At 73.0% G+C, this 18,993-nt stretch carries 18 protein-coding genes; 17 read left to right on the top strand and 1 reads right to left on the bottom strand.

Features of this window, described 5'->3' with window-relative positions:
- Positions 1–71 precede the first annotated feature (71 nt).
- The 4 genes from ABFY07_RS17165 (at position 72) to ABFY07_RS17180 (ending at position 4,599) form a co-directional block, all read left to right on the top strand.
- Positions 72–788, top strand: a complete 717-nt coding sequence (locus ABFY07_RS17165) for an MBL fold metallo-hydrolase (RefSeq protein ID WP_065966141.1) — start codon at positions 72–74, stop codon at positions 786–788.
- Positions 789–801: 13 nt separating this feature from the next.
- Positions 802–2,064 (top strand): histidine--tRNA ligase, encoded by a 1,263-nt coding sequence (hisS, locus tag ABFY07_RS17170; RefSeq protein ID WP_346175332.1) that lies wholly within the window; start codon positions 802–804, stop codon positions 2,062–2,064.
- Positions 2,065–2,395: 331 nt separating this feature from the next.
- Positions 2,396–3,055, top strand: coding sequence for a vitamin K epoxide reductase family protein (locus ABFY07_RS17175; protein WP_346175333.1), 660 nt, complete (start codon positions 2,396–2,398; stop codon positions 3,053–3,055).
- A gap of 83 nt (positions 3,056–3,138) precedes the next feature.
- Entirely contained in the window at positions 3,139–4,599 is a 1,461-nt protein-coding gene (locus ABFY07_RS17180) for a replication-associated recombination protein A (RefSeq protein WP_346175334.1), read from the top strand.
- Positions 4,600–4,604: 5 nt separating this feature from the next.
- Here the strand turns inward: ABFY07_RS17180 and ABFY07_RS17185 are convergent, their stop codons facing one another.
- The gene (locus ABFY07_RS17185) at positions 4,605–5,507 is read right to left on the bottom strand and encodes a DUF2470 domain-containing protein (protein ID WP_346175335.1); all 903 of its coding nucleotides are present in this window, start codon (positions 5,505–5,507) and stop codon (positions 4,605–4,607) included.
- Positions 5,508–5,563: 56 nt separating this feature from the next.
- On the opposite strand from ABFY07_RS17185, the gene rpsD reads away from it, so the two are divergent.
- The 13 genes from rpsD (at position 5,564) to ABFY07_RS17250 (ending at position 18,988) form a co-directional block, all read left to right on the top strand.
- A complete protein-coding gene (gene rpsD / locus ABFY07_RS17190) occupies positions 5,564–6,175 on the top strand; it encodes a 30S ribosomal protein S4 (protein WP_346175336.1) in 612 nt (203 codons plus the stop codon).
- Between the two features lie 226 nt (positions 6,176–6,401).
- A complete protein-coding gene (locus tag ABFY07_RS17195; RefSeq protein WP_346175389.1) occupies positions 6,402–6,833 on the top strand; it encodes a DUF948 domain-containing protein in 432 nt (143 codons plus the stop codon).
- 9 nt (positions 6,834–6,842) lie between these two features.
- Complete coding sequence (locus tag ABFY07_RS17200; RefSeq protein WP_346175337.1) at positions 6,843–7,172, top strand: DUF6167 family protein; 330 nt, start codon at positions 6,843–6,845, stop codon at positions 7,170–7,172.
- Positions 7,172–9,841, top strand: a complete 2,670-nt coding sequence (gene alaS, locus ABFY07_RS17205; protein ID WP_346175338.1) for an alanine--tRNA ligase — start codon at positions 7,172–7,174, stop codon at positions 9,839–9,841. The genes ABFY07_RS17200 and alaS overlap by 1 nt, the downstream gene beginning before the upstream one ends.
- A gap of 5 nt (positions 9,842–9,846) precedes the next feature.
- Entirely contained in the window at positions 9,847–10,311 is a 465-nt protein-coding gene (ruvX, locus tag ABFY07_RS17210; protein WP_346175339.1) for a Holliday junction resolvase RuvX, read from the top strand.
- A 96-nt stretch (positions 10,312–10,407) separates the two neighbouring features.
- Positions 10,408–12,306, top strand: a complete 1,899-nt coding sequence (mltG, locus tag ABFY07_RS17215) for an endolytic transglycosylase MltG (protein ID WP_346175340.1) — start codon at positions 10,408–10,410, stop codon at positions 12,304–12,306.
- 6 nt (positions 12,307–12,312) lie between these two features.
- Positions 12,313–13,161, top strand: coding sequence for a shikimate dehydrogenase (locus ABFY07_RS17220; RefSeq protein WP_346175341.1), 849 nt, complete (start codon positions 12,313–12,315; stop codon positions 13,159–13,161).
- A gap of 359 nt (positions 13,162–13,520) precedes the next feature.
- A complete protein-coding gene (gene aroC / locus ABFY07_RS17225) occupies positions 13,521–14,705 on the top strand; it encodes a chorismate synthase (protein ID WP_346175342.1) in 1,185 nt (394 codons plus the stop codon).
- The gene (locus tag ABFY07_RS17230) at positions 14,702–15,232 is read left to right on the top strand and encodes a shikimate kinase (RefSeq protein WP_076970613.1); all 531 of its coding nucleotides are present in this window, start codon (positions 14,702–14,704) and stop codon (positions 15,230–15,232) included. Before aroC ends, ABFY07_RS17230 begins: the two co-directional genes overlap by 4 nt.
- Positions 15,229–16,320: a 3-dehydroquinate synthase gene (gene aroB, locus ABFY07_RS17235; RefSeq protein WP_346175343.1), complete on the top strand. Its 1,092-nt coding sequence runs from the start codon at positions 15,229–15,231 to the stop codon at positions 16,318–16,320. The genes ABFY07_RS17230 and aroB overlap by 4 nt, the downstream gene beginning before the upstream one ends.
- Positions 16,317–16,757, top strand: coding sequence for a type II 3-dehydroquinate dehydratase (aroQ, locus tag ABFY07_RS17240; RefSeq protein WP_065966174.1), 441 nt, complete (start codon positions 16,317–16,319; stop codon positions 16,755–16,757). Before aroB ends, aroQ begins: the two co-directional genes overlap by 4 nt.
- Positions 16,758–16,906: 149 nt before the next feature.
- Positions 16,907–17,812, top strand: coding sequence for a Pro-rich N-terminal domain-containing protein (locus ABFY07_RS17245; protein WP_346175344.1), 906 nt, complete (start codon positions 16,907–16,909; stop codon positions 17,810–17,812).
- Positions 17,813–17,872: 60 nt separating this feature from the next.
- A complete protein-coding gene (locus ABFY07_RS17250) occupies positions 17,873–18,988 on the top strand; it encodes a M24 family metallopeptidase (RefSeq protein ID WP_346175345.1) in 1,116 nt (371 codons plus the stop codon).
- The last annotated feature ends 5 nt before the right edge of the window (positions 18,989–18,993 follow it).

Here is an 18,993-nt window from a genome sequence, read left to right on the forward strand (position 1 = left end):
GCGGGAGCGCCGCCGGTAGGCTCTGAACGGCCAAACTTCCAAACTTCTGCCAGCGACTCTTAAGGACGATCGTGCTCATTGCCGGGTTCCCCGCCGGGGCCTGGGGGACCAACTGCTACCTGGTCGCCCCCGCCGCCGGTGAGGAGTGCGTGATCATCGACCCGGGCCACCAGGCGGCCCAGGGAGTCGAGGAGACACTCGCCAAGCATCGGCTCAAGCCCGTCGCCGTCGTCCTCACCCACGGCCACCTCGACCACGTCGCCTCGGTGGTCCCGGTCTGCGGCGCCCATGACGTACCGGCCTGGATCCACCCGGCCGACCGCTACATGATGAGCGACCCGGCGAAGGCCTTCGGGCGCTCCATCGGGCTGCCGCTGCTGGGCGAGCTGACCGTGGGCGAGCCGGACGACCTCAAGGAGCTGACCGACGGCGCGCGGCTGGAGCTGGCCGGTCTCGAGTTCTCCGTCGCGCACGCCCCGGGCCATACCAAGGGGTCGGTGACCTTCCGGCTGCCCGAGCGGGCGGACATCCCGTCCGTCTTCTTCTCGGGCGACCTGCTCTTCGCCGGCTCCATCGGACGCACCGATCTGCCCGGCGGCGACCACGCCGAGATCCTCGAGTCCCTGGCCCGTGTGGTCCTGCCGCTCGACGACTCGACCGTGGTGCTGTCCGGCCACGGCCCCCAGACCAGCATCGGCCGCGAGCGCGCCACCAACCCGTTTCTGCGGCAGGTGGCCGACGGCCTCGGAGACGGCGCCCCGGCGCCGGCTCCGCGACGAGGAATGTGACGAGAGACCTTCCGTGAGCACCTTCAAGGCCCCCCGGGGCACCTATGACCTGATCCCGCCGGCCTCCGCGGCCTACCTCGCGGTGCGCGACGCCATCGCCGCCCCGCTCAAGCGGTCCGGCTACGGCTACGTCGAGACGCCCGGCTTCGAGAACGTCGAGCTGTTCGCGCGCGGTGTCGGCGAGTCCACCGACATCGTCACCAAGGAGATGTACACCCTCACCACCAAGGGCGGCGACCAGCTCGCGCTGCGTCCCGAGGGCACCGCCTCCGTGCTGCGCGCGGCGCTGGAGGCCAACCTCCACAAGGCCGGGAACCTGCCGGTCAAGCTCTGGTACTCCGGCTCCTACTACCGCTACGAGCGCCCCCAGAAGGGCCGCTACCGCCACTTCTCGCAGGTCGGCGCGGAGGCGATCGGAGCCGAGGACCCCGCCCTCGACGCCGAGCTGATCATCCTGGCCCACGACGCGTACCGCTCGCTGGGGCTGCGGAACTTCCGGATCCTGCTGAACTCGCTGGGCGACGCCGCCTGCCGCCCCGCCTACCGGACCGCCCTCCAGGACTTCCTGCGCGCGCTCGACCTCGACGAGGACACCCGGCGCCGGATCGAGATCAACCCGCTGCGGGTCCTCGACGACAAGCGCGAGGCGGTGCAGAAGCAGCTCGTCGGCGCGCCGGTGCTCGGCGACCACCTGTGCGAGGAGTGCAAGCGCTACCACGAGCAGGTGCGCGAGCTGCTGACCGCCGAGGGCGTGGCCTTCGAGGACGACCCCAAGCTGGTGCGCGGCCTCGACTACTACACCCGCACCACCTTCGAGTTCGTCCACGACGGGCTCGGCTCGCAGTCCGCGGTCGGCGGCGGCGGCCGCTACGACGGCCTCTCCGAGATGATCGGCGGGCCGGCGCTGCCCTCCGTGGGCTGGGCGCTCGGCGTGGACCGCACGGTGCTGGCCCTGGAGGCCGAGGGCATCGAGCTGGACCTGCCCCCCGCCACCAGCGTGTTCGCCGTGCCGCTCGGCGAGGAGGCGCGCAAGGTGCTGTTCGGCACGGTCGCCGCGCTGCGCCGGGCGGGCGTCGCCACCGACTTCGCGTACGGCGGCAAGGGTGTGAAGGCGGCGATGAAGGCCGCGAACCGGAGCGGTGCGCGGCTCGCGGTCATCGCGGGGGAGCGGGACCTCGAGGAGGGCGTGGTCCAGCTGAAGGACCTGGAGTCCGGCGAGCAGGCGCCGGTCCCGCTGGACGGCGTCGTCGAAGCGGTCCGCGCCCGTCTCGGCTGACCCCGCCCGGGTGTGCGCCCGCCTCGGCGCCCCCGCCCGGGTGCGCGCCCGCCTCGGCTGACCCCCGGCCGCGCAGTCCCCTGTCCGCCCCGCCGTCAACCCGGCGGGGGCGGATTCACTCCGGCGATCCGGGACCGCCGTGACCACCCGCCGAGGCCCGGTCCGGCCCGGTCAGCACGGCCTTACGCCCACCCGACGGGTGCCGGAGCAGGATGGGCCGGACGGCCCTGATTCTCCCGAAGGGACGCTGCGGCCGTCCCCGATGCGGCAGAATGTCCGTGCTCGACGGGGGCTGGACATGGCGGACACGGCGGGACGACGGAACGGCGATATGGCGACGACAGCGGTGGACGAGGTGCACTCCGACCAGGCGCGGCAGGACGGCGCGCGGGTCGCGGTCGGAGGCGGCCGGGCATTCGCCCTGCTGCTCGTGATCACCGGCGCGCTCGGACTGCTGGCCGCATGGGTCATCACGATCGACAAGAACAAGATCCTGGAAGCCAAGGCCAACGGCACGCACTTCACGCCCGGCTGCAGCCTCAACCCGATCGTGTCCTGCGGCAACATCATGGAGAGCGACCAGGCCCAGGCGTTCGGCTTCCCCAACCCGATGCTCGGGCTGGTCGCCTACGGGATCGTCATCTGCGTGGGGATGTCCCTGCTGGCCGGGGCCCGCTTCCCCCGCTGGTACTGGCTGACCTTCAACGCGGGCACCTTGTTCGGCGTCGGATTCTGCGCCTGGCTGCAGTACCAGTCGCTGTACGTCATCGGCTCGCTGTGCCTGTGGTGCTGCCTGGCCTGGGTCGCCACCATCGTCCTGTTCTGCTACGTCACGGGCAAGAACATCAAGCACGGCTTCCTGCCGGTGCCGGCCGGGCTCCGGCGTGGGCTGCTGGAGTTCCACTGGGTGGTGCCGGTGCTGTGGGTCGGCGTCATCGGCATGCTGATCCTGACCCGGTGGTGGAACTTCTGGACCGGCGGCCAGGCCTGACGCGCCGCGCTCGCACCGGTCGGTCTCGGCGGCCCGTCGCGCGGCCCGGCGGCGCTGTCAGTGGGGTGGCATAGGCTTCCCGCGTGGAGCCAGACCTGTTCACCGCCGCCGCAGAGGAACGCCAGGAGAAGGACCCGGCCAGCACCCCGCTGGCCGTGCGCATGCGCCCGCGCACGCTCGACGAGGTCGTGGGCCAGCAGCATCTGCTGCGGCCCGGTTCCCCGCTGCGGCGGCTCGTCGGCGAGAGTGGCGGCGGCCCGGCCGGGCCGTCCTCGGTCATCCTGTGGGGCCCGCCCGGCATCGGCAAGACGACTCTGGCGTACGTCGTCAGCCAGGCCACCCAGAAGCGCTTCGTCGAGCTGTCGGCGATCACGGCGGGCGTGAAGGAGGTGCGGGCCGTCATCGACGGCGCGCGCCGCTCCTCCGGGGCGTACGGGCGGGACACCGTGCTCTTCCTCGACGAGATCCACCGCTTCAGCAAGGCCCAGCAGGACTCGCTGCTGCCCGCCGTCGAGAACCGCTGGGTCACGCTCATCGCGGCCACCACGGAGAATCCCTACTTCTCCGTCATCTCCCCGCTGCTGTCGCGCTCGCTGCTGCTCACCCTGGAGCCGCTGACCGACGACGACCTGCGCGGGCTGCTGCGCCGCGCCCTGACCGACGAGCGCGGCCTCGGCGGCGCGGTCACGCTCCCCGAGGACGCCGAGGGCCATCTGCTGCGGATCGCGGGCGGCGACGCGCGGCGCGCGCTGACCGCGCTGGAGGCGGGCGCCGGGGCGGCGCTGGCCAAGGGCGAGCCGGCGATCACCCTCACGACGCTGGAGGAGGCGGTCGACCGCGCCGCGGTGAAGTACGACCGCGCCGGCGACCAGCACTACGACGTGGCCAGCGCCCTGATCAAGTCCATCCGCGGCTCGGATGTGGACGCGGCGCTGCACTACCTGGCCCGGATGATCGAGGCGGGGGAGGACCCGCGGTTCATCGCGCGGCGGCTGATGATCTCCGCGAGCGAGGACATCGGGCTCGCCGACCCGACCGCTCTGCAGACGGCCGTGGCCGCCGCCCAGGCGGTCGCGCTGATCGGCTTCCCCGAGGCGGCGCTGACCCTCGGCCACGCCACGGTGGCGCTGGCGCTGGCCCCCAAGTCCAACGCGGTCACCCGCGCGATCGGCGACGCCCTCGCCGACGTCCGCGCGGGGCTCGCCGGCCCGGTCCCGCCGCACCTGCGCGACGGCCACTACAAGGGCGCCGAGAAACTGGGGCACGCGCAGGGCTATCTCTACCCGCACGACCTGCCCGGCGGGATCGCGGCGCAGCAGTACGCGCCGGACAAGATCCACGGCAAGCGGTACTACGAGCCGACGCGCTACGGGGCGGAGGCCCGCTACGCGGACGTCGTCGAGCGCGTCAGGGCCCGCCTCCGCGGCGAAGCCCCGCCCCCACCCCCGCGCCCGTCCCAGCCCGCCGGCCCGGGCGCGTCGGGCGCGCCGCCCTCCTCGGACGAGACGCCGCCCCCCGACGGCCCGGCCGCCGCGGAGGCATAGGGGTCCTAGCGGGTCCTGGGGGGCTGGTCCGTCGCCGCCTCGAAGAGCGCGTGCATCGCCCGGCGGAGTTCGGAGATGTTGCGTACCGGCTCGGGGAAGTCGAAGCGCGCGTCGAAGGGGGCGCCGGGCGCGTCGGGGAAGCGGACGCGGAGGCCGAAGCGGTCCAGGGCGACCGGGACGGCGCGGTCCCGCGCGCCGCACGCGCGGCCCGGGTGGTCGCCGAGCAGGGCGCACAGGTCGCGCATCCGGTCGTCGTGGGCGGCGTGCAGATGCTGGAGGAGTTCGGCCTCGTGCGGGGCGAGCGGGTCGGGCGCGGCGGTCGCGAACTCCTCGGGCTCGACCGGCTCCGCGCCCCACAGGTCGTCCACGTACGCCTCGCCGACCTCCAGCCGCAGCAGCGCCCATCCGCCGCCGTCCCCGGTCAGCGCCTCGCGCAGGCCGAGCAGCTCCCCGACCGGGTGCCGCCGGGCCAGCAGCGCCGCGCTCGCCGCGCGGTCCCGGTCGCGTACGGGCGTGAGCCACCCGCCGACCCAGGCGCGCCCGCGGATCCGGTGGGGGACGGCGACCGGAGCGACGTCCGTGATCTCCATCACGCAGGCCGGCTCGTCGTCCTGGGCGTACGCCGCGGCGCGGGCGGCGGCCCCGGCGCCGGGGAGGAGCAGGAGCACATCGCCGTCGGGGGTGACGGCGCGCGCGGCGGGGAGGTCGGCCCCGGGGTCTCCCGCGGGCTCGTCGGTGGCGGCCGCGGGCTCGATTCCGGGAATGGAGAGCGACGCCGTAGCCTTGGATTCGACGAGAGTACGTACCCGCTCCGCCGCCGACGGCCGTGGAGCGTCTTCCCCGGGACGCGGCTGACCCTCCTCGGTGCTCTGAGCAGCGCTGGGCAGGGGGATCCCAGGTCGAAACATGCGTCCTCCTCGGCTAAGGTAAGGCTCACCTAACTTATATCGGAGGTTCGTTCCCCGTGAACCAGTCGCGTCCTAAGGTCAAGAAGTCGCGAGCGCTCGGCATCGCCCTGACCCCGAAGGCTGTCAAGTACTTCGAGGCCCGCCCCTACCCGCCGGGCGAGCACGGCCGTGGCCGCAAGCAGAACAGTGACTACAAGGTCCGACTGCTGGAGAAGCAGCGCCTGCGCGCCCAGTACGACATCAGCGAGCGCCAGATGGCCCGCGCCTACGACCGCGCGCGCAAGGCCGAGGGCAAGACCGGTGAGGCCCTGGTCGTCGAGCTCGAGCGCCGTCTGGACGCGCTCGTCCTGCGGTCCGGTCTGGCCCGCACCATCTACCAGGCCCGCCAGATGGTGAGCCACGGCCACATCGAGGTCAACGGCCGGAAGGTCGACAAGCCGTCCTTCCGGGTCCGCCCGGACGACGTGGTGACGGTCCGCGAGCGCAGCCGCGACAAGCACCCCTTCCAGGTCGCGCGCGAGGGCGGCTACGCCCTGGACGGCGAGACCCCGCGCTACCTCCAGGTCAACCTTCAGGCCCTGGCCTTCCGCCTGGACCGGGACCCGAACCGCAAGGAGATCCCGGTGATCTGCGACGAGCAGCTGGTCGTGGAGTACTACGCCCGCTGAGGCCGTACGCACGCATCCCGCGGGTTCCCCTCGACATGGGTCGACGGGGAGCCCGCGATGCGTTTTCCGGCCGACCGAAACACGGTTCGGGTGGGGCTGTCCGGCGCGATAAGGTCGATACCTGCCGCCCGTCCCGGATGACCCACCCGCCCGAGACGGCGGCCGACGGACGACTGACACCCACCACGAGCAGCAGCAGGGAGCGTGCAACGTGTCCGGTGGAGAGGTGGCCGGGATCCTCGTGGCCGTCTTCTGGGCGATCCTGGTGTCCTTCCTCGCCCTCGCCCTGGTGAGGCTCGCGCAGACGCTGAAGGCGGCCACCAAGCTGGTGGCCGAGGTCACCGAGCAGGCCGTGCCGCTGCTCAGCGAGGCGTCCGCGACGGTGCGCTCCGCCAATACCCAGCTCGCCCGCGTCGACTCGATCGCGGCGGATGTGCAGGAGGTCACCTCGAACGCCTCCGCGCTCTCCTCGACCGTCTCCTCGGCCTTCGGCGGGCCGCTGGTGAAGGTCGCCGCCTTCGGCTACGGCGTGCGGCGCGCGATCGGCCGCAAGGGGCAGCCGCACCCGGAGGACGGGACCGCGCGCACCGTCGTCGTCGGCAAGACCCTGCCGTCCGCCCGCCGGGGCGGCCGCCGCAACCGTGGATCGAAGGGCTGAGAGACCGGAATGTTCCGCCGCACGTTCTGGTTCACCACCGGTGTCGCAGCCGGTGTGTGGGCCACCACCAAGGTCAACCGCAAGCTGAACAAGCTGACCCCGGAGAGCCTGGCGGCGCAGGCCGCCGACCGGGCGGTACTCGCCGGGCGGCGGATCAAGGTCTTCGCGCTCGACGTGCGCGACGGCATGGCCGACCGGGAGGCGGCGCTCAAGGACGCCCTCGGCCTGAGCGCGCCGCCCGCGGACGACCGGAGGCAACTGCCCGCGCAGCGCTCCCGCGCCCAGCTCCCGCAGAATTACTCGTACAACCACCCGAACGCCGGAAATGAGGACCACTAATGGAGTCGGCTGAAATCCGCCGCCGCTGGCTGCGCTTCTTCGAAGAGCGCGGGCACACCGTCGTGCCTTCGGCGTCGCTCATCGCGGACGACCCGACCCTGCTGCTGGTCCCCGCGGGCATGGTCCCGTTCAAGCCGTATTTCCTCGGCGAGGTGAAGCCGCCCTTCGACCGGGCCGTCAGCGTGCAGAAGTGCGTGCGCACACCGGACATCGAAGAGGTCGGCAAGACCACCCGCCACGGCACGTTCTTCCAGATGTGCGGCAACTTCTCCTTCGGCGACTACTTCAAAGAAGGCGCCATCAAGCTCGCCTGGGAGCTGCTGACCACCTCCGTCGAGGAGGGCGGCTACGGCCTGGAGCCCGAGAAGCTGTGGATCACCGTCTACAAGGAGGACGACGAGGCCGAGCGCATCTGGCGTGAGGTCATCGGCGTGCCCGCCGAGCGCATCCAGCGGCTGGGCATGGGCCCCAACTTCTGGTCCATGGGCGTCCCCGGCCCCTGTGGCCCCTGCTCCGAGATCAACTACGACCGCGGCCCCGAGTTCGGCGTCGAGGGCGGCCCCGCCGTCAACGACGAGCGGTACGTGGAGATCTGGAACCTGGTCTTCATGCAGTACGAGCGGGGCGAGGGCGAGGGCAAGGAGGACTTCCCGATCCTCGGCGACCTGCCCTCCAAGAACATCGACACCGGTCTCGGCCTCGAACGCCTCGCGATGATCCTCCAGGGCGTGCACAACATGTACGAGACCGACAACCTGCGCGCCGTGATCGACAAGGCCACGGAGCTGACCGGGGTCGCCTACGGCGCGGCCGAGGACTCCGACGTCTCGCTGCGCGTGGTCGCCGACCACATGCGCACCTCCGTGATGCTCATCGGCGACGGCGTCACCCCCGGCAACGAGGGCCGCGGCTATGTGCTGCGCCGCATCATGCGCCGCGCCATCCGCAACATGCGCCTCCTGGGCGCCACCGAGCCGGTCGTCGGCGAGCTGGTCGACGTCGTACTCAAGACGATGGGCCAGCAGTACCCGGAGCTGCTGACCGACCGCAAGCGCATCGAGACCGTCGCCCTCGCCGAGGAGGCCGCCTTCCTCAAGACGCTGAAGGCCGGCACCAACATCCTGGACACCGCCGTCACCGACACCAAGGCCGCCGGCGGCACGGTGCTCCCCGGCGACAAGGCGTTCCTGCTCCACGACACCTGGGGCTTCCCGATCGACCTCACCCTCGAGATGGCCGCCGAGCAGGGCCTGGCCGTGGACGAGGAAGGCTTCCGCCGCCTGATGCGGGAGCAGCGGGAGCGGGCCAAGGCCGACGCCAGGGCCAAGAAGACCGGCCACGCCGACCTGTCCGCCTACCGCGAGGTCGCCGACACCGCCGGCTCCACCGTCTTCACCGGCTACACCCACACCGAGGGCGAGTCCACCGTCGTCGGCCTGCTGGTCGACGGCCTGCCCTCGCCCGCCGCGACCGAGGGCGACGACGTCGAGGTCGTCCTCGACCGCACCCCGTTCTACGCCGAGGGCGGCGGCCAGCTCGCCGACACCGGCCGGATCCGGCTGGACTCGGGCGCCGTGGTCGAGGTGCGGGACGTCCAGCAGCCGGTGCCCGGCGTCAGCGTGCACAAGGGCACCGTCCAGGTCGGCGAGGTGACCCTCGGCGCCGGCGCGTACGCCCAGATCGACGTGAAGCGCCGGCGCGCCATCGCCCGCGCCCACAGCGCCACCCACCTCACCCACCAGGCGCTGCGCGACGCCCTGGGCCCGACCGCCGCCCAGGCCGGTTCGGAGAACTCGCCCGGCCGCTTCCGCTTCGACTTCGGCTCGCCGGCCGCCGTGCCCGGCGCGGTGCTCACCGACGTCGAGCAGAAGATCAACGAGGTCCTCTCCCGCGAGCTCGACGTCACCGCCGAGGTGATGAGCATGGATGAGGCGAAGAAGCAGGGCGCCATCGCCGAGTTCGGCGAGAAGTACGGCGAGCGGGTGCGCGTGGTGACCATCGGCGACTTCTCCAAGGAGCTGTGCGGCGGCACCCACGTCCACAACACCGCCCAGCTGGGTCTGGTGAAGCTGCTCGGCGAGTCCTCGATCGGCTCCGGCGTGCGCCGCGTCGAGGCCCTGGTCGGCGTGGACGCGTACAACTTCCTCGCCCGCGAGCACACCGTCGTCTCCCAGCTCACCGACCTGGTCAAGGGCCGGCCGGAGGAGCTGCCGGAGAAGATCTCCGGGATGCTGGCCAAGCTCAAGGAGGCCGAGAAGGAGATCGAGCGGTTCCGCGCCGAGAAGGTGTTGCAGGCCGCCGCCGGGCTGGCCGCGGGCGCCAAGGACGTGCGGGGCGTCGCCCTGGTCACCGGCCGGGTGCCGGACGGCACCTCCGCCGACGACCTGCGCAAGCTCGTGCTGGACGTGCGCGGCCGCATCCAGGGCGACCGTGCCGCCGTCGTCGCCCTGTTCGCCGTGGCGAACGGCCGCCCGCTGACCGTCATCGCCACCAACGAGGCCGCCCGCGAGCGCGGCATCAAGGCCGGCGACCTGGTCCGCGCCGCCGCCAAGACCCTCGGTGGCGGGGGCGGCGGCAAGCCGGACGTCGCCCAGGGCGGCGGCCAGAACCCGGACGCCGTCGACGACGCCGCGGCCGCCGTCGAGCGGCTCGTCGCGGAAGCGGCCTGAGCCCCGTGCGACGCGGCAGGCGCCTCGCGATCGACGTCGGGGACGCCCGCGTCGGGGTCGCCTCGTGCGACCCCGACGGGATCCTCGCCACCCCGGTGGAGACCGTGCCGGGGCGGGACGTCCCGGCCGCCCACAAGCGGCTGGTGGCCCTCGTCGAGGAGTACGAACCGATCGAGGTGGTGGTCGGCCTCCCCCGCTCGCTCAGCGGGCGGGAGGGGCCGGCCGCGGCCAAGGCCCGGGCCTTCGCGCGGGAGCTGGCCCGGCGCATCGCGCCGCTCCCGGTCCGGCTGGTCGACGAGCGTATGACCACCGTCACAGCGACCCACGGCCTGCGGGCCTCCGGGGTGACGTCCAAGAAGGGCCGCTCGGTCGTTGACCAGGCGGCAGCCGTCGTCATCCTGCAAAGCGCACTGGAGAGCGAGCGGACCTCCGGGCGGGCGCCGGGCGAGGCCGTCGAAGTGGTCATCTGATCGCGATACGGTAACGTTCCGCGCGACCCTGGCAGCCGTCGCCTGTGACGCCGGCGCGCACACCCTCGGCTGCCGTCTTGCGTCGCTAGGGGATTGATGACTGACTACGGCCGGGGTACCGGCTCCCAACCGTGGCATCCCGAGGACCCGCTGTACGGGGACCAGGGGTGGGGCGGGCACCAGACGGTGACCGGTCACGATCCGTACGCGCAGGAGCCCTACGCCCAGGATCCCTACGCTCAGGAGCAGTACGCGCAGCACGGCTCCTACGGCCAGGACGGCTACGGTCAGGACCCTTCCTACGGTCAGGACGGCTACGGTCAGGACCCTTCCTACGGTCAGGGCCCCTACGCGCAGGACCCGAACGGTCAGGGCCCCTACGCGCAGGACCCGAACGGTCAGGACCCCTACGCGCAGGACCCGTACGGGCAGGGGGGCCATGGGCAGGGTGGTCATGAGCAGGGCGGCCACCACCCGGAGCAGTACCCGCAAGGCGGCTACGGCCACGAGGGGTACGGGCAGGGGCACGAGGGCTACGGGCAGGACTACGCCCAGGACCCGTACGCCCACCAGCAGTACCCCCAGGGCTACCCGCAGGACCCCCAGCAGCCGCAGCAGCACCACCACCAGCAACAGCCGCAACAGTCACAGCAGCCCCACTGGGACGGCCACGACACCGGCGGCTACCCGCAGCAGCACCAGCAGCAACAGCAGCACCAGCAGCCGTATGGCGCCGACCCGTACGACGGCCAGGAGGCGCCCCAGGAGCCCGTCGCCGAGCAGGACGAGCCCGACGACGACCACCCGTTCTTCCAGGACGGCGACGGCGTCGCCCGCCGCGGCCGCCGTGACGACGACGAGTACGACGAGGACGACGAGGACCACGACGAGCCGCGCGGCGGCCGGGAGCGCCGGAACAAGCCCCCCAAGCGCCGCAGCGGTGTCGCCTGCCTCTTCGTGACCGTGGTGCTGGTCGGGGTCGTCGGCGGGGGCGGCTACTTCGCCTACCAGTTCTGGCAGAGCCGCTTCGGCCCGGCGCCGGACTACTCGGGCGAGGGCAGCGGCCAGGCCCAGGTCGTGATCCCCGAGGGCACCGGCACCGCCGAGATGGGCAGCATCCTCGTCGACAAGGGAGTCGTCAAAAGCAGCGGCGCCTTCGTCGAGGCCGTCAAGGACAGCGGCAAGTTCGTCCAGCCCGGCACCTACACGCTGCGCAAGCACATGTCCGCCGCCGCGGCCGTGAAGCTGATGAACGACCCGGCGAGCAGCAACGGCCTGATCATCGCCGAGGGCTGGCGCAACGCGCGGATCTACGCCGAGATCGACAAGAAGATCGGCCTCAAGGCGGGCACGACCAAGAGCGTCGCCGCCAAGGAGGCCAAGAACCTCGGGCTGCCCGACTGGGCCGACGACAACCCCAAGATCAAGGACCCGCTGGAAGGGTTCCTCTACCCGTCCCGCTACAGCGTCGGCAAGGACGCGAAGCCCGAGGACGTCCTGCGGCAGATGGTCGCCCAGGCGAAGAAGAACTACGCCCGCTACGACCTCGACGGCAAGGCCAAGGAACTGGGCCTCAAGTCGCCGCTCCAACTCGTCACCGTCGCCAGCCTGGTCCAGGCGGAGGGCCTCACCCACGACGACTTCCGCAAGATGGCCGAGGTGGTCTACAACCGGCTCAAGCCCGGCAACACCGAGACCAACGGCAAGCTGGAATTCGACTCGACGTACAACTACATCAAGAACCAGAGCAAGCTCGACATCTCCATCGCGGAGATCAAGAACTACGACAACCCCTACAACACGTACTTCTACGAGGGGCTGCCGCCCGGCCCGATCGGCAACCCGGGGGAGGACGCGCTCAAGGCCTCCGTGAACCCCACGGACGGCGGCTGGTACTACTTCGTCGCCATCGACGGAAAGACGTACTTCTCCAAGACCTACGCGGAACACCAGAAGTGGGTCGACAAGTTCAACCGGCAGCGCAAGAACGGCTGAGGAAAGATGTCGCACAACCGCAGGGCCGCGGTGCTCGGCTCGCCGATCGCCCACTCCCTGTCCCCGGTGCTCCACCGGGCCGCCTACGAGAAGCTGGGCCTGGCCGGATGGGCCTACGACCGCCACGAGGTGGACGAGGCCGGGCTGCCCGGCTTCTTCGAGCGGCTGGACGCCACGGCCGGTGACCGCCCGTGGGCGGGGCTCTCGCTGACCATGCCGCTCAAGCGCGCCGTCATTCCGCTGCTCGACGAGATCAGCGACACGGCCGCGTCGGTGGAGGCCGTCAACACCGTCGTCTTCACCGACGACGGCCGCCGGACCGGCGACAACACCGATATCCCGGGTATGGTGGCGGCGCTGCGCGAGCGCGGCGTCGAGCGGGTGGCGGGCGCCGCCGTGCTGGGCGCGGGGGCCACGGCCTCCTCGGCCCTGGCCGCGCTGTCCCGCGTCTGCGAGGGCGAGGTCACCGCGTACGTCCGCAGCGAGGCGCGGGCGGCGGAGATGCGGCAGTGGGGCGAGCGGCTCGGGGTGACGGTCCGCACGGCGGACTGGGCCGACGCGGCCGAGGCGTTCCGCGCCCCCCTGGTGATCGCCACCACCCCCGCGGGCACCACGGACGAGCTGGCCGCGGCGGTGCCCGACCGCCCCGGGGCGCTCTTCGACGTGCTGTACGACCCGTGGCCGACCCAGCTCGCGGCCGCCTGGGCGGCGCGCGGCGGCGCGGTCGTCGGCGGCCTCGACCTGCTGGTGCACCAGGCGGTGCTCCAGGTGGAGCTGATGACCGGCCGCGCCCCCGCCCCCCTGGCCACCATGCGCGAGGCGGGCGAAGCCGCCCTCGCCGCCCGGGCAAGCTGAGCCCCCGGTGAGTGAGCCGCCCCCGGCGAGTGAGCCGAAGGGGCGCGCCGCCCGCGCCGGAGGCGCTGATGTCACCGTGAAAGGGAGAGCGCGCGGAGACCGCGAGGCTGCAGTCGATTTGCGGCTCCGCCGCGCGGAGCGGGCGAGCACGGTCGACCGTCGACAGGGGCTCCAGCGCCCCGGCGGGGGCACCTCCCAGCGGTAGCTGGGGGAGAACCGAGCCCTTAAAAGGGGGGTCCGCTGGTTGGACCGGCGCTCGGGCCTGCCCGGGGACGTGGGAGGATCGGAGGTGGCGGGCCGGGGCCGCGCTCTCCCGGGCCACGCCGCCGTACGTCGAGGCGCGAGCATGAGGAGCACCGTTGAGCAGGTTGCGCTGGCTGACCGCGGGGGAGTCGCACGGCCCCGCACTCGTGGCGACGCTGGAGGGACTGCCCGCCGGTGTGCCGATCACCACCGACATGGTGGCGGACGCCCTCGCGCGCCGGCGGCTCGGTTACGGACGTGGCGCCCGGATGAAGTTCGAGCGCGACGAGGTCACCTTCCTCGGCGGCGTCCGGCACGGGCTGACCCTCGGCTCCCCCGTGGCGATCATGGTCGGGAACACCGAGTGGCCCAAGTGGGAGCAGGTCATGGCGGCCGACCCGGTGGACCCGGAGGAGCTCGCCGGGCTGGCCCGTAACGCGCCGCTGACCCGGCCCCGCCCCGGCCACGCGGACCTGGCGGGCATGCAGAAGTACGGGTTCGACGAGGCCCGGCCGATCCTGGAGCGGGCCAGCGCCCGCGAGACCGCCGCGCGCGTCGCGCTCGGCACGGTCGCCCGCTCGTACCTCAAGGAGACGACCGGCATCGAGATCGTCTCCCATGTCGTGGAGCTGGCCGCGGCCAAGGCCCCGTACGGCGTCTACCCGACCCCCGCGGACGTGGAGCGGCTGGACGCCGACCCGGTGCGCTGCCTGGACGCCGACACCAGCAAGGCGATGGTCGCCGAGATCGACCAGGCTCACAAGGACGGCGACACGCTCGGCGGCGTCGTCGAGGTGCTGGCCTACGGCGTGCCGGTGGGCCTCGGCTCGCACGTCCACTGGGACCGGCGACTCGACGCCCGGCTCGCCGCCGCCCTGATGGGCATCCAGGCCATCAAGGGCGTCGAGGTCGGCGACGGTTTCGAGCTGGCCCGGGTGCCCGGCTCCAAGGCGCACGACGAGATCGTGCCGACCGAGGACGGCATCAGGCGGACCTCCGGCCGCTCCGGCGGCACCGAGGGCGGGCTGACCACCGGCGAGCTGCTGCGCGTGCGGGCCGCGATGAAGCCGATCGCGACCGTGCCGCGGGCGCTGGCCACGGTCGACGTCACGACCGGCGAGCCGACCCAGGCCCACCACCAGCGCTCGGACGTGTGCGCGGTCCCGGCCGCGGGCATCGTCGCCGAGGCGATGGTGGCGCTCGTCCTCGCCGACGCGGTCGCGGAGAAGTTCGGCGGCGACTCGGTCGCCGAGACCCGCCGGAATGTGCGGGGCTTCCTCGACAACCTGGCCGTCAAGTGAGCGGCCCAGCAGCCGGGGGGCCGGCGATCGTGCTGGTCGGGCCCATGGGCGTGGGGAAGACCACCGTCGGGCGGGTGCTCGCCGAGCGGCTCGGCACCGGCTTCCGGGACACCGACACCGACATCGTCGAGACGGCGGGCAAGCCGATCTCCGAGATCTTCATCGACGAGGGCGAGCCGCACTTCCGCGAGCTGGAGCGGCGGGCCGTGCGCGCCGCGGTCGCCGAACACCGCGGCGTGCTGGCCCTGGGCGGCGGCGCGATCCTGGACGAGGGCACCCGCGCCCTGCTGGCCGACCTGCCGGTCGTCTTCCTGGAGATGGGCGTCGCCGAGGCGGTCAAGCGCACCGGCCTCGACGCGCCGCGCCCGCTGCTCGCCGTCAACCCGCGGCAGCGCTGGCGGGAGCTGATGGAGCAGCGCCGTCCGCTGTACACCGAGGTGGCCCGCGCGGTCGTGTCGACCGAGGGCCGTACCCCCGAGGACGTCGCCGACGCGGTCCTCGACGCACTGGAGCTGAAGGACGCATGAGCACGGACACCCCCACCCGTATCCAGGTCGGCGGCACCGCGGGCAGCGAGCCGTACGAGGTCCTGGTCGGCCGGCAGCTCCTCGGCGAGCTGCCCGGCCTCATCGGCCCGGCCAAGCGCGTGGCCGTGCTGCACCCCGAGGCGCTGGCCGAGACCGGCGAGGCCGTCCGCCGGGACCTCCTGGACCAGGGCTACGAGGCCATCGCGATCCAGCTGCCCAACGCGGAGGAGGCCAAGACCGCCGAGGTCGCCGCGTACTGCTGGAAGGCGCTCGGCCAGACCGGCTTCACCCGCAGCGATGTGATCGTCGGCGTCGGCGGCGGCGCCTCCACCGACCTCGCCGGCTTCGTCGCCGCGACCTGGCTGCGCGGAGTGCGCTGGATCGCCGTCCCGACCACCGTGCTGGGCATGGTGGACGCGGCGGTCGGCGGCAAGACAGGCATCAACACCGCCGAGGGCAAGAACCTGGTCGGCGCCTTCCACCCGCCCACCGGGGTGCTGTGCGACCTGGCCGCGCTCGACTCGCTGCCGGTCCACGACTACGTCAGCGGCCTCGCCGAGATCATCAAGGCGGGGTTCATCGCGGACCCGGCGATCCTCGAGCTGATCGAAGCGGACCCGCAGGCGGCCCGCACCCCCGCGGGGCCGCACACCGCCGAACTCATCGAGCGCTCCATCCGGGTGAAGGCCGAGGTCGTCTCCTCCGACCTCAAGGAGGCCGGGCTGCGGGAGATCCTCAACTACGGCCACACCCTGGCCCACGCCATCGAGAAGAACGAGCGCTACAAGTGGCGGCACGGCGCGGCGGTGTCCGTCGGCATGGTCTTCGCCGCCGAACTGGGCCGTCTCGCCGGGCGCCTGGACGACGCCACGGCCGACCGGCACCGCGCCGTCCTGGAGTCCGTCGGCCTGCCGCTGACCTACCGCGGCGACCAGTGGCCCCGGCTGCTGGAGACCATGAAGGTGGACAAGAAGTCCCGCGGCGACCTGCTGCGCTTCATCGTCCTCGACGGCCTGGCCAAGCCCGCGGTGCTGGAGGGCCCGGACCCGGCCGTGCTGCTCGCGGCGTACGGGGAGGTGTCCGCGTGACCCGCAAGGTGCTCGTCCTCAACGGCCCCAACCTGGGGCGGCTCGGCAGCCGCGAGCCGGACGTCTACGGCGCGACCTCCTACGCCGGTCTGGTGGAGGAGTGCGTGAAACTCGGCGCGGAACTCGGTTTCGAGGTGGACGTGCGGGAGACCAACGACGAGGGCGAGATGATCCGCTGGCTGCACGAGGCGGCGGACGGCTCGATCCCGGTCGTCATCAACCCCGGTGCCTTCACGCACTACTCCTACGGCATGCGGGACGCGGCCGCGCAGCGCACCGCCCCGCTGGTCGAGGTGCACATCTCCAACCCGCACGCGCGGGAGGAGTTCCGTCACAACTCTGTCATCGCCGCCGTCGCCAGCGGCACCGTCGCCGGGTTCGGAATCGGGTCGTATCGGCTCGCATTGCGCGCTCTGGCGGACGAATTGGCCGGTTGACGGCGGGCGCTGGGCACACACCGTATTCCCCGGCCGTTCACACAGCGGCGGCCGGGGCGGGTACCGTTCGGTAGAACCGGCCTCGCCGCCGCGTCCTCACGCGACAGTTGCCAGTACCAGACCGCCTGCACGAGACGGAGTGCCACCGGATGCAGCACTCAGTGGGAGCTCCGCTGCCACCGCCCCACCAGCCCGGGCACGGGCCGGGTCAGGGCGGCGCCGGCTGGGCCCAGGGCACGAGCCACCACCCGGGCCACCCACCGGCCCACCACCCGGGCCCCCCGCCGGCCCCGCACCATGGCTCCCCCCCACCTCAGCCCCCTGGCTCCCACCCGGCCCACCCGGTGCCTCCTGTTCCCCCCGCCCCGCTCCACCCCACCCCGGCCCCGCCGCCCATGGACCCGTCCGGGGCGACCGGCCACATCCAGCTCCCGCCCGGCGGCCCGGTGCCGCTGCCCCACCCCCCGGCGGGCGGCGCGGCGGTGGCCGACGCCTCCCAGGCGGCGGTGGCGGTGCTGCTGATCGGTCCCGCCGGCGCGGGCAAGACGACGGTGGCCCGCTATTGGGCGGACCACCGGCGGGTGCCGACCGCGCACATCAGCCTGGACGACGTCCGCGAATGGGTCAGGTCCGGATTCGCCAACCCCCAGTCGGGGTGGAACGAGAACTCCGAGGCGCAGTACCGTCTCGCCCGCCGCACCTGCGGCTTCGCCGCCCGTAACTTCCTGGCCAACGGCATCTCCTGCATCCTGGACGACGCCGTCTTCCCGGACCGCCCGGTCGTGGGCCTCGGCGGCTGGAAGCGGCACGTCGGCCCCGGCCTGCTGCCGGTCGTGGTGCTCCCCGGCCTGGAGGTCGTCCTGGAGCGGAACGCGGCCCGCAGCGGCAACCGCCGGCTGAGCGACGAGGAAGTGGCCCGGATCCACGGCCGGATGGCCGGCTGGTACGGCTCCGGCCTGCCGATCATCGACAACTCCACGTACGACGTGGCGACCACCGCCCGCATGCTCGACGAGGTCGTCACCCGCAGCATCGCCAGCCCGCCCAACTGGTGAACTCACCCGCCGGGACCCTTCCGACCGGCCGTGGGAGGCGCGAGTGCGTAGGCTCGGGGCATGTCCCAGGCGTACGCGGCCCGACGTGCCCGGCTGCACGACCAGTGCGCGGCGGCGGGCTGTGAGGCCGCGCTGGTCTCCAGCCCCGCCAATGTGCGTTATCTGTGCGGCGGCGGGGTGCCGCCCGGGGCGGTGCTGCTCCTGGGGCCGGTCCAGGACGTCCTGGTCGCACCCGTGACGCCGTCCTGGGAGCCGCTGCCCGGCGGCCCGCGCCACCCGGAGGACCTGCGGATCCTCGTGCTGCCCGGACCCGGCGGGGACCCGGCGGCGGCCGCCGCCGACCTGGCCGCGGCGGACGGCGCCGAGTCGCTGGCCGTCGAGGAGCACCATCTGACCGTCGCCCGCCACCGGGCGCTGGCCGCGGCCGCTCCCCGGCTGCGCCTGGCGGACCTGGGCCGCGCCGTGGAGCAGCTGCGGCTGGTCAAGGACGACGAGGAGATCTCCTGTCTGCGGATCGCCGCCGAGCTGGCCGACCAGGCGCTCGGCGAGCTGCTGGAGTCGATCCTGGTCGGCCGCACCGAGCGGCATCTGGCGTTGGAGCTGGAGCGCCGGCTGGTGGACCACGGCGCGGACGGCCCGGCCTTCCCCACGGTCGTGGCGACCGGGCCGCACTCGGGCCGGGCCGGGCACGTGCCCACCGACCGGCGGGTCGAGGAGGGCGACTTCCTCACCATCGGCCTGGGCGCCGACTACCGCGGCTACCGCTGCGAGGTGGGGCGCACCTTCGTGATCGGCCCGTCGCCCGCCACCTGGCAGGTGGAGCTGTACGAGGTGGTCTTCGCGGCGCAGCGGGCCGGGCGGGAGGCGCTGCTGCCGGGCGCGGCCTGCCGGGACGTGGACCGCGCGACCCGGCAGGTGCTGGACTCCGCGGGCTTCGGCGAGGGGGTGGGACCGCGGACGGGACACGGCGTGGGCCTGGAAATCGACGAGGACCCTCGGCTGGCACCCTCCGCCATGGGTAAACTGGACGCTTGTGTGCCGGTCACCGTCGAACCGGGGGTCCACCTCCCGGGCCGGGGCGGTGTCCGGATCGACGACACGCTCGTCGTCCGCCCCGAGGCGGACGGCGGACCCGAGCTACTCACCATCACGACCAAGGAGCTGCTCGCGCTCTGAATTCC

The sequence above is a fragment of the Streptomyces sparsogenes subsp. cuspidosporus genome (genome assembly GCF_039532705.1).
GTDB classification, from domain to species: domain Bacteria; phylum Actinomycetota; class Actinomycetes; order Streptomycetales; family Streptomycetaceae; genus Streptomyces; species Streptomyces sparsogenes.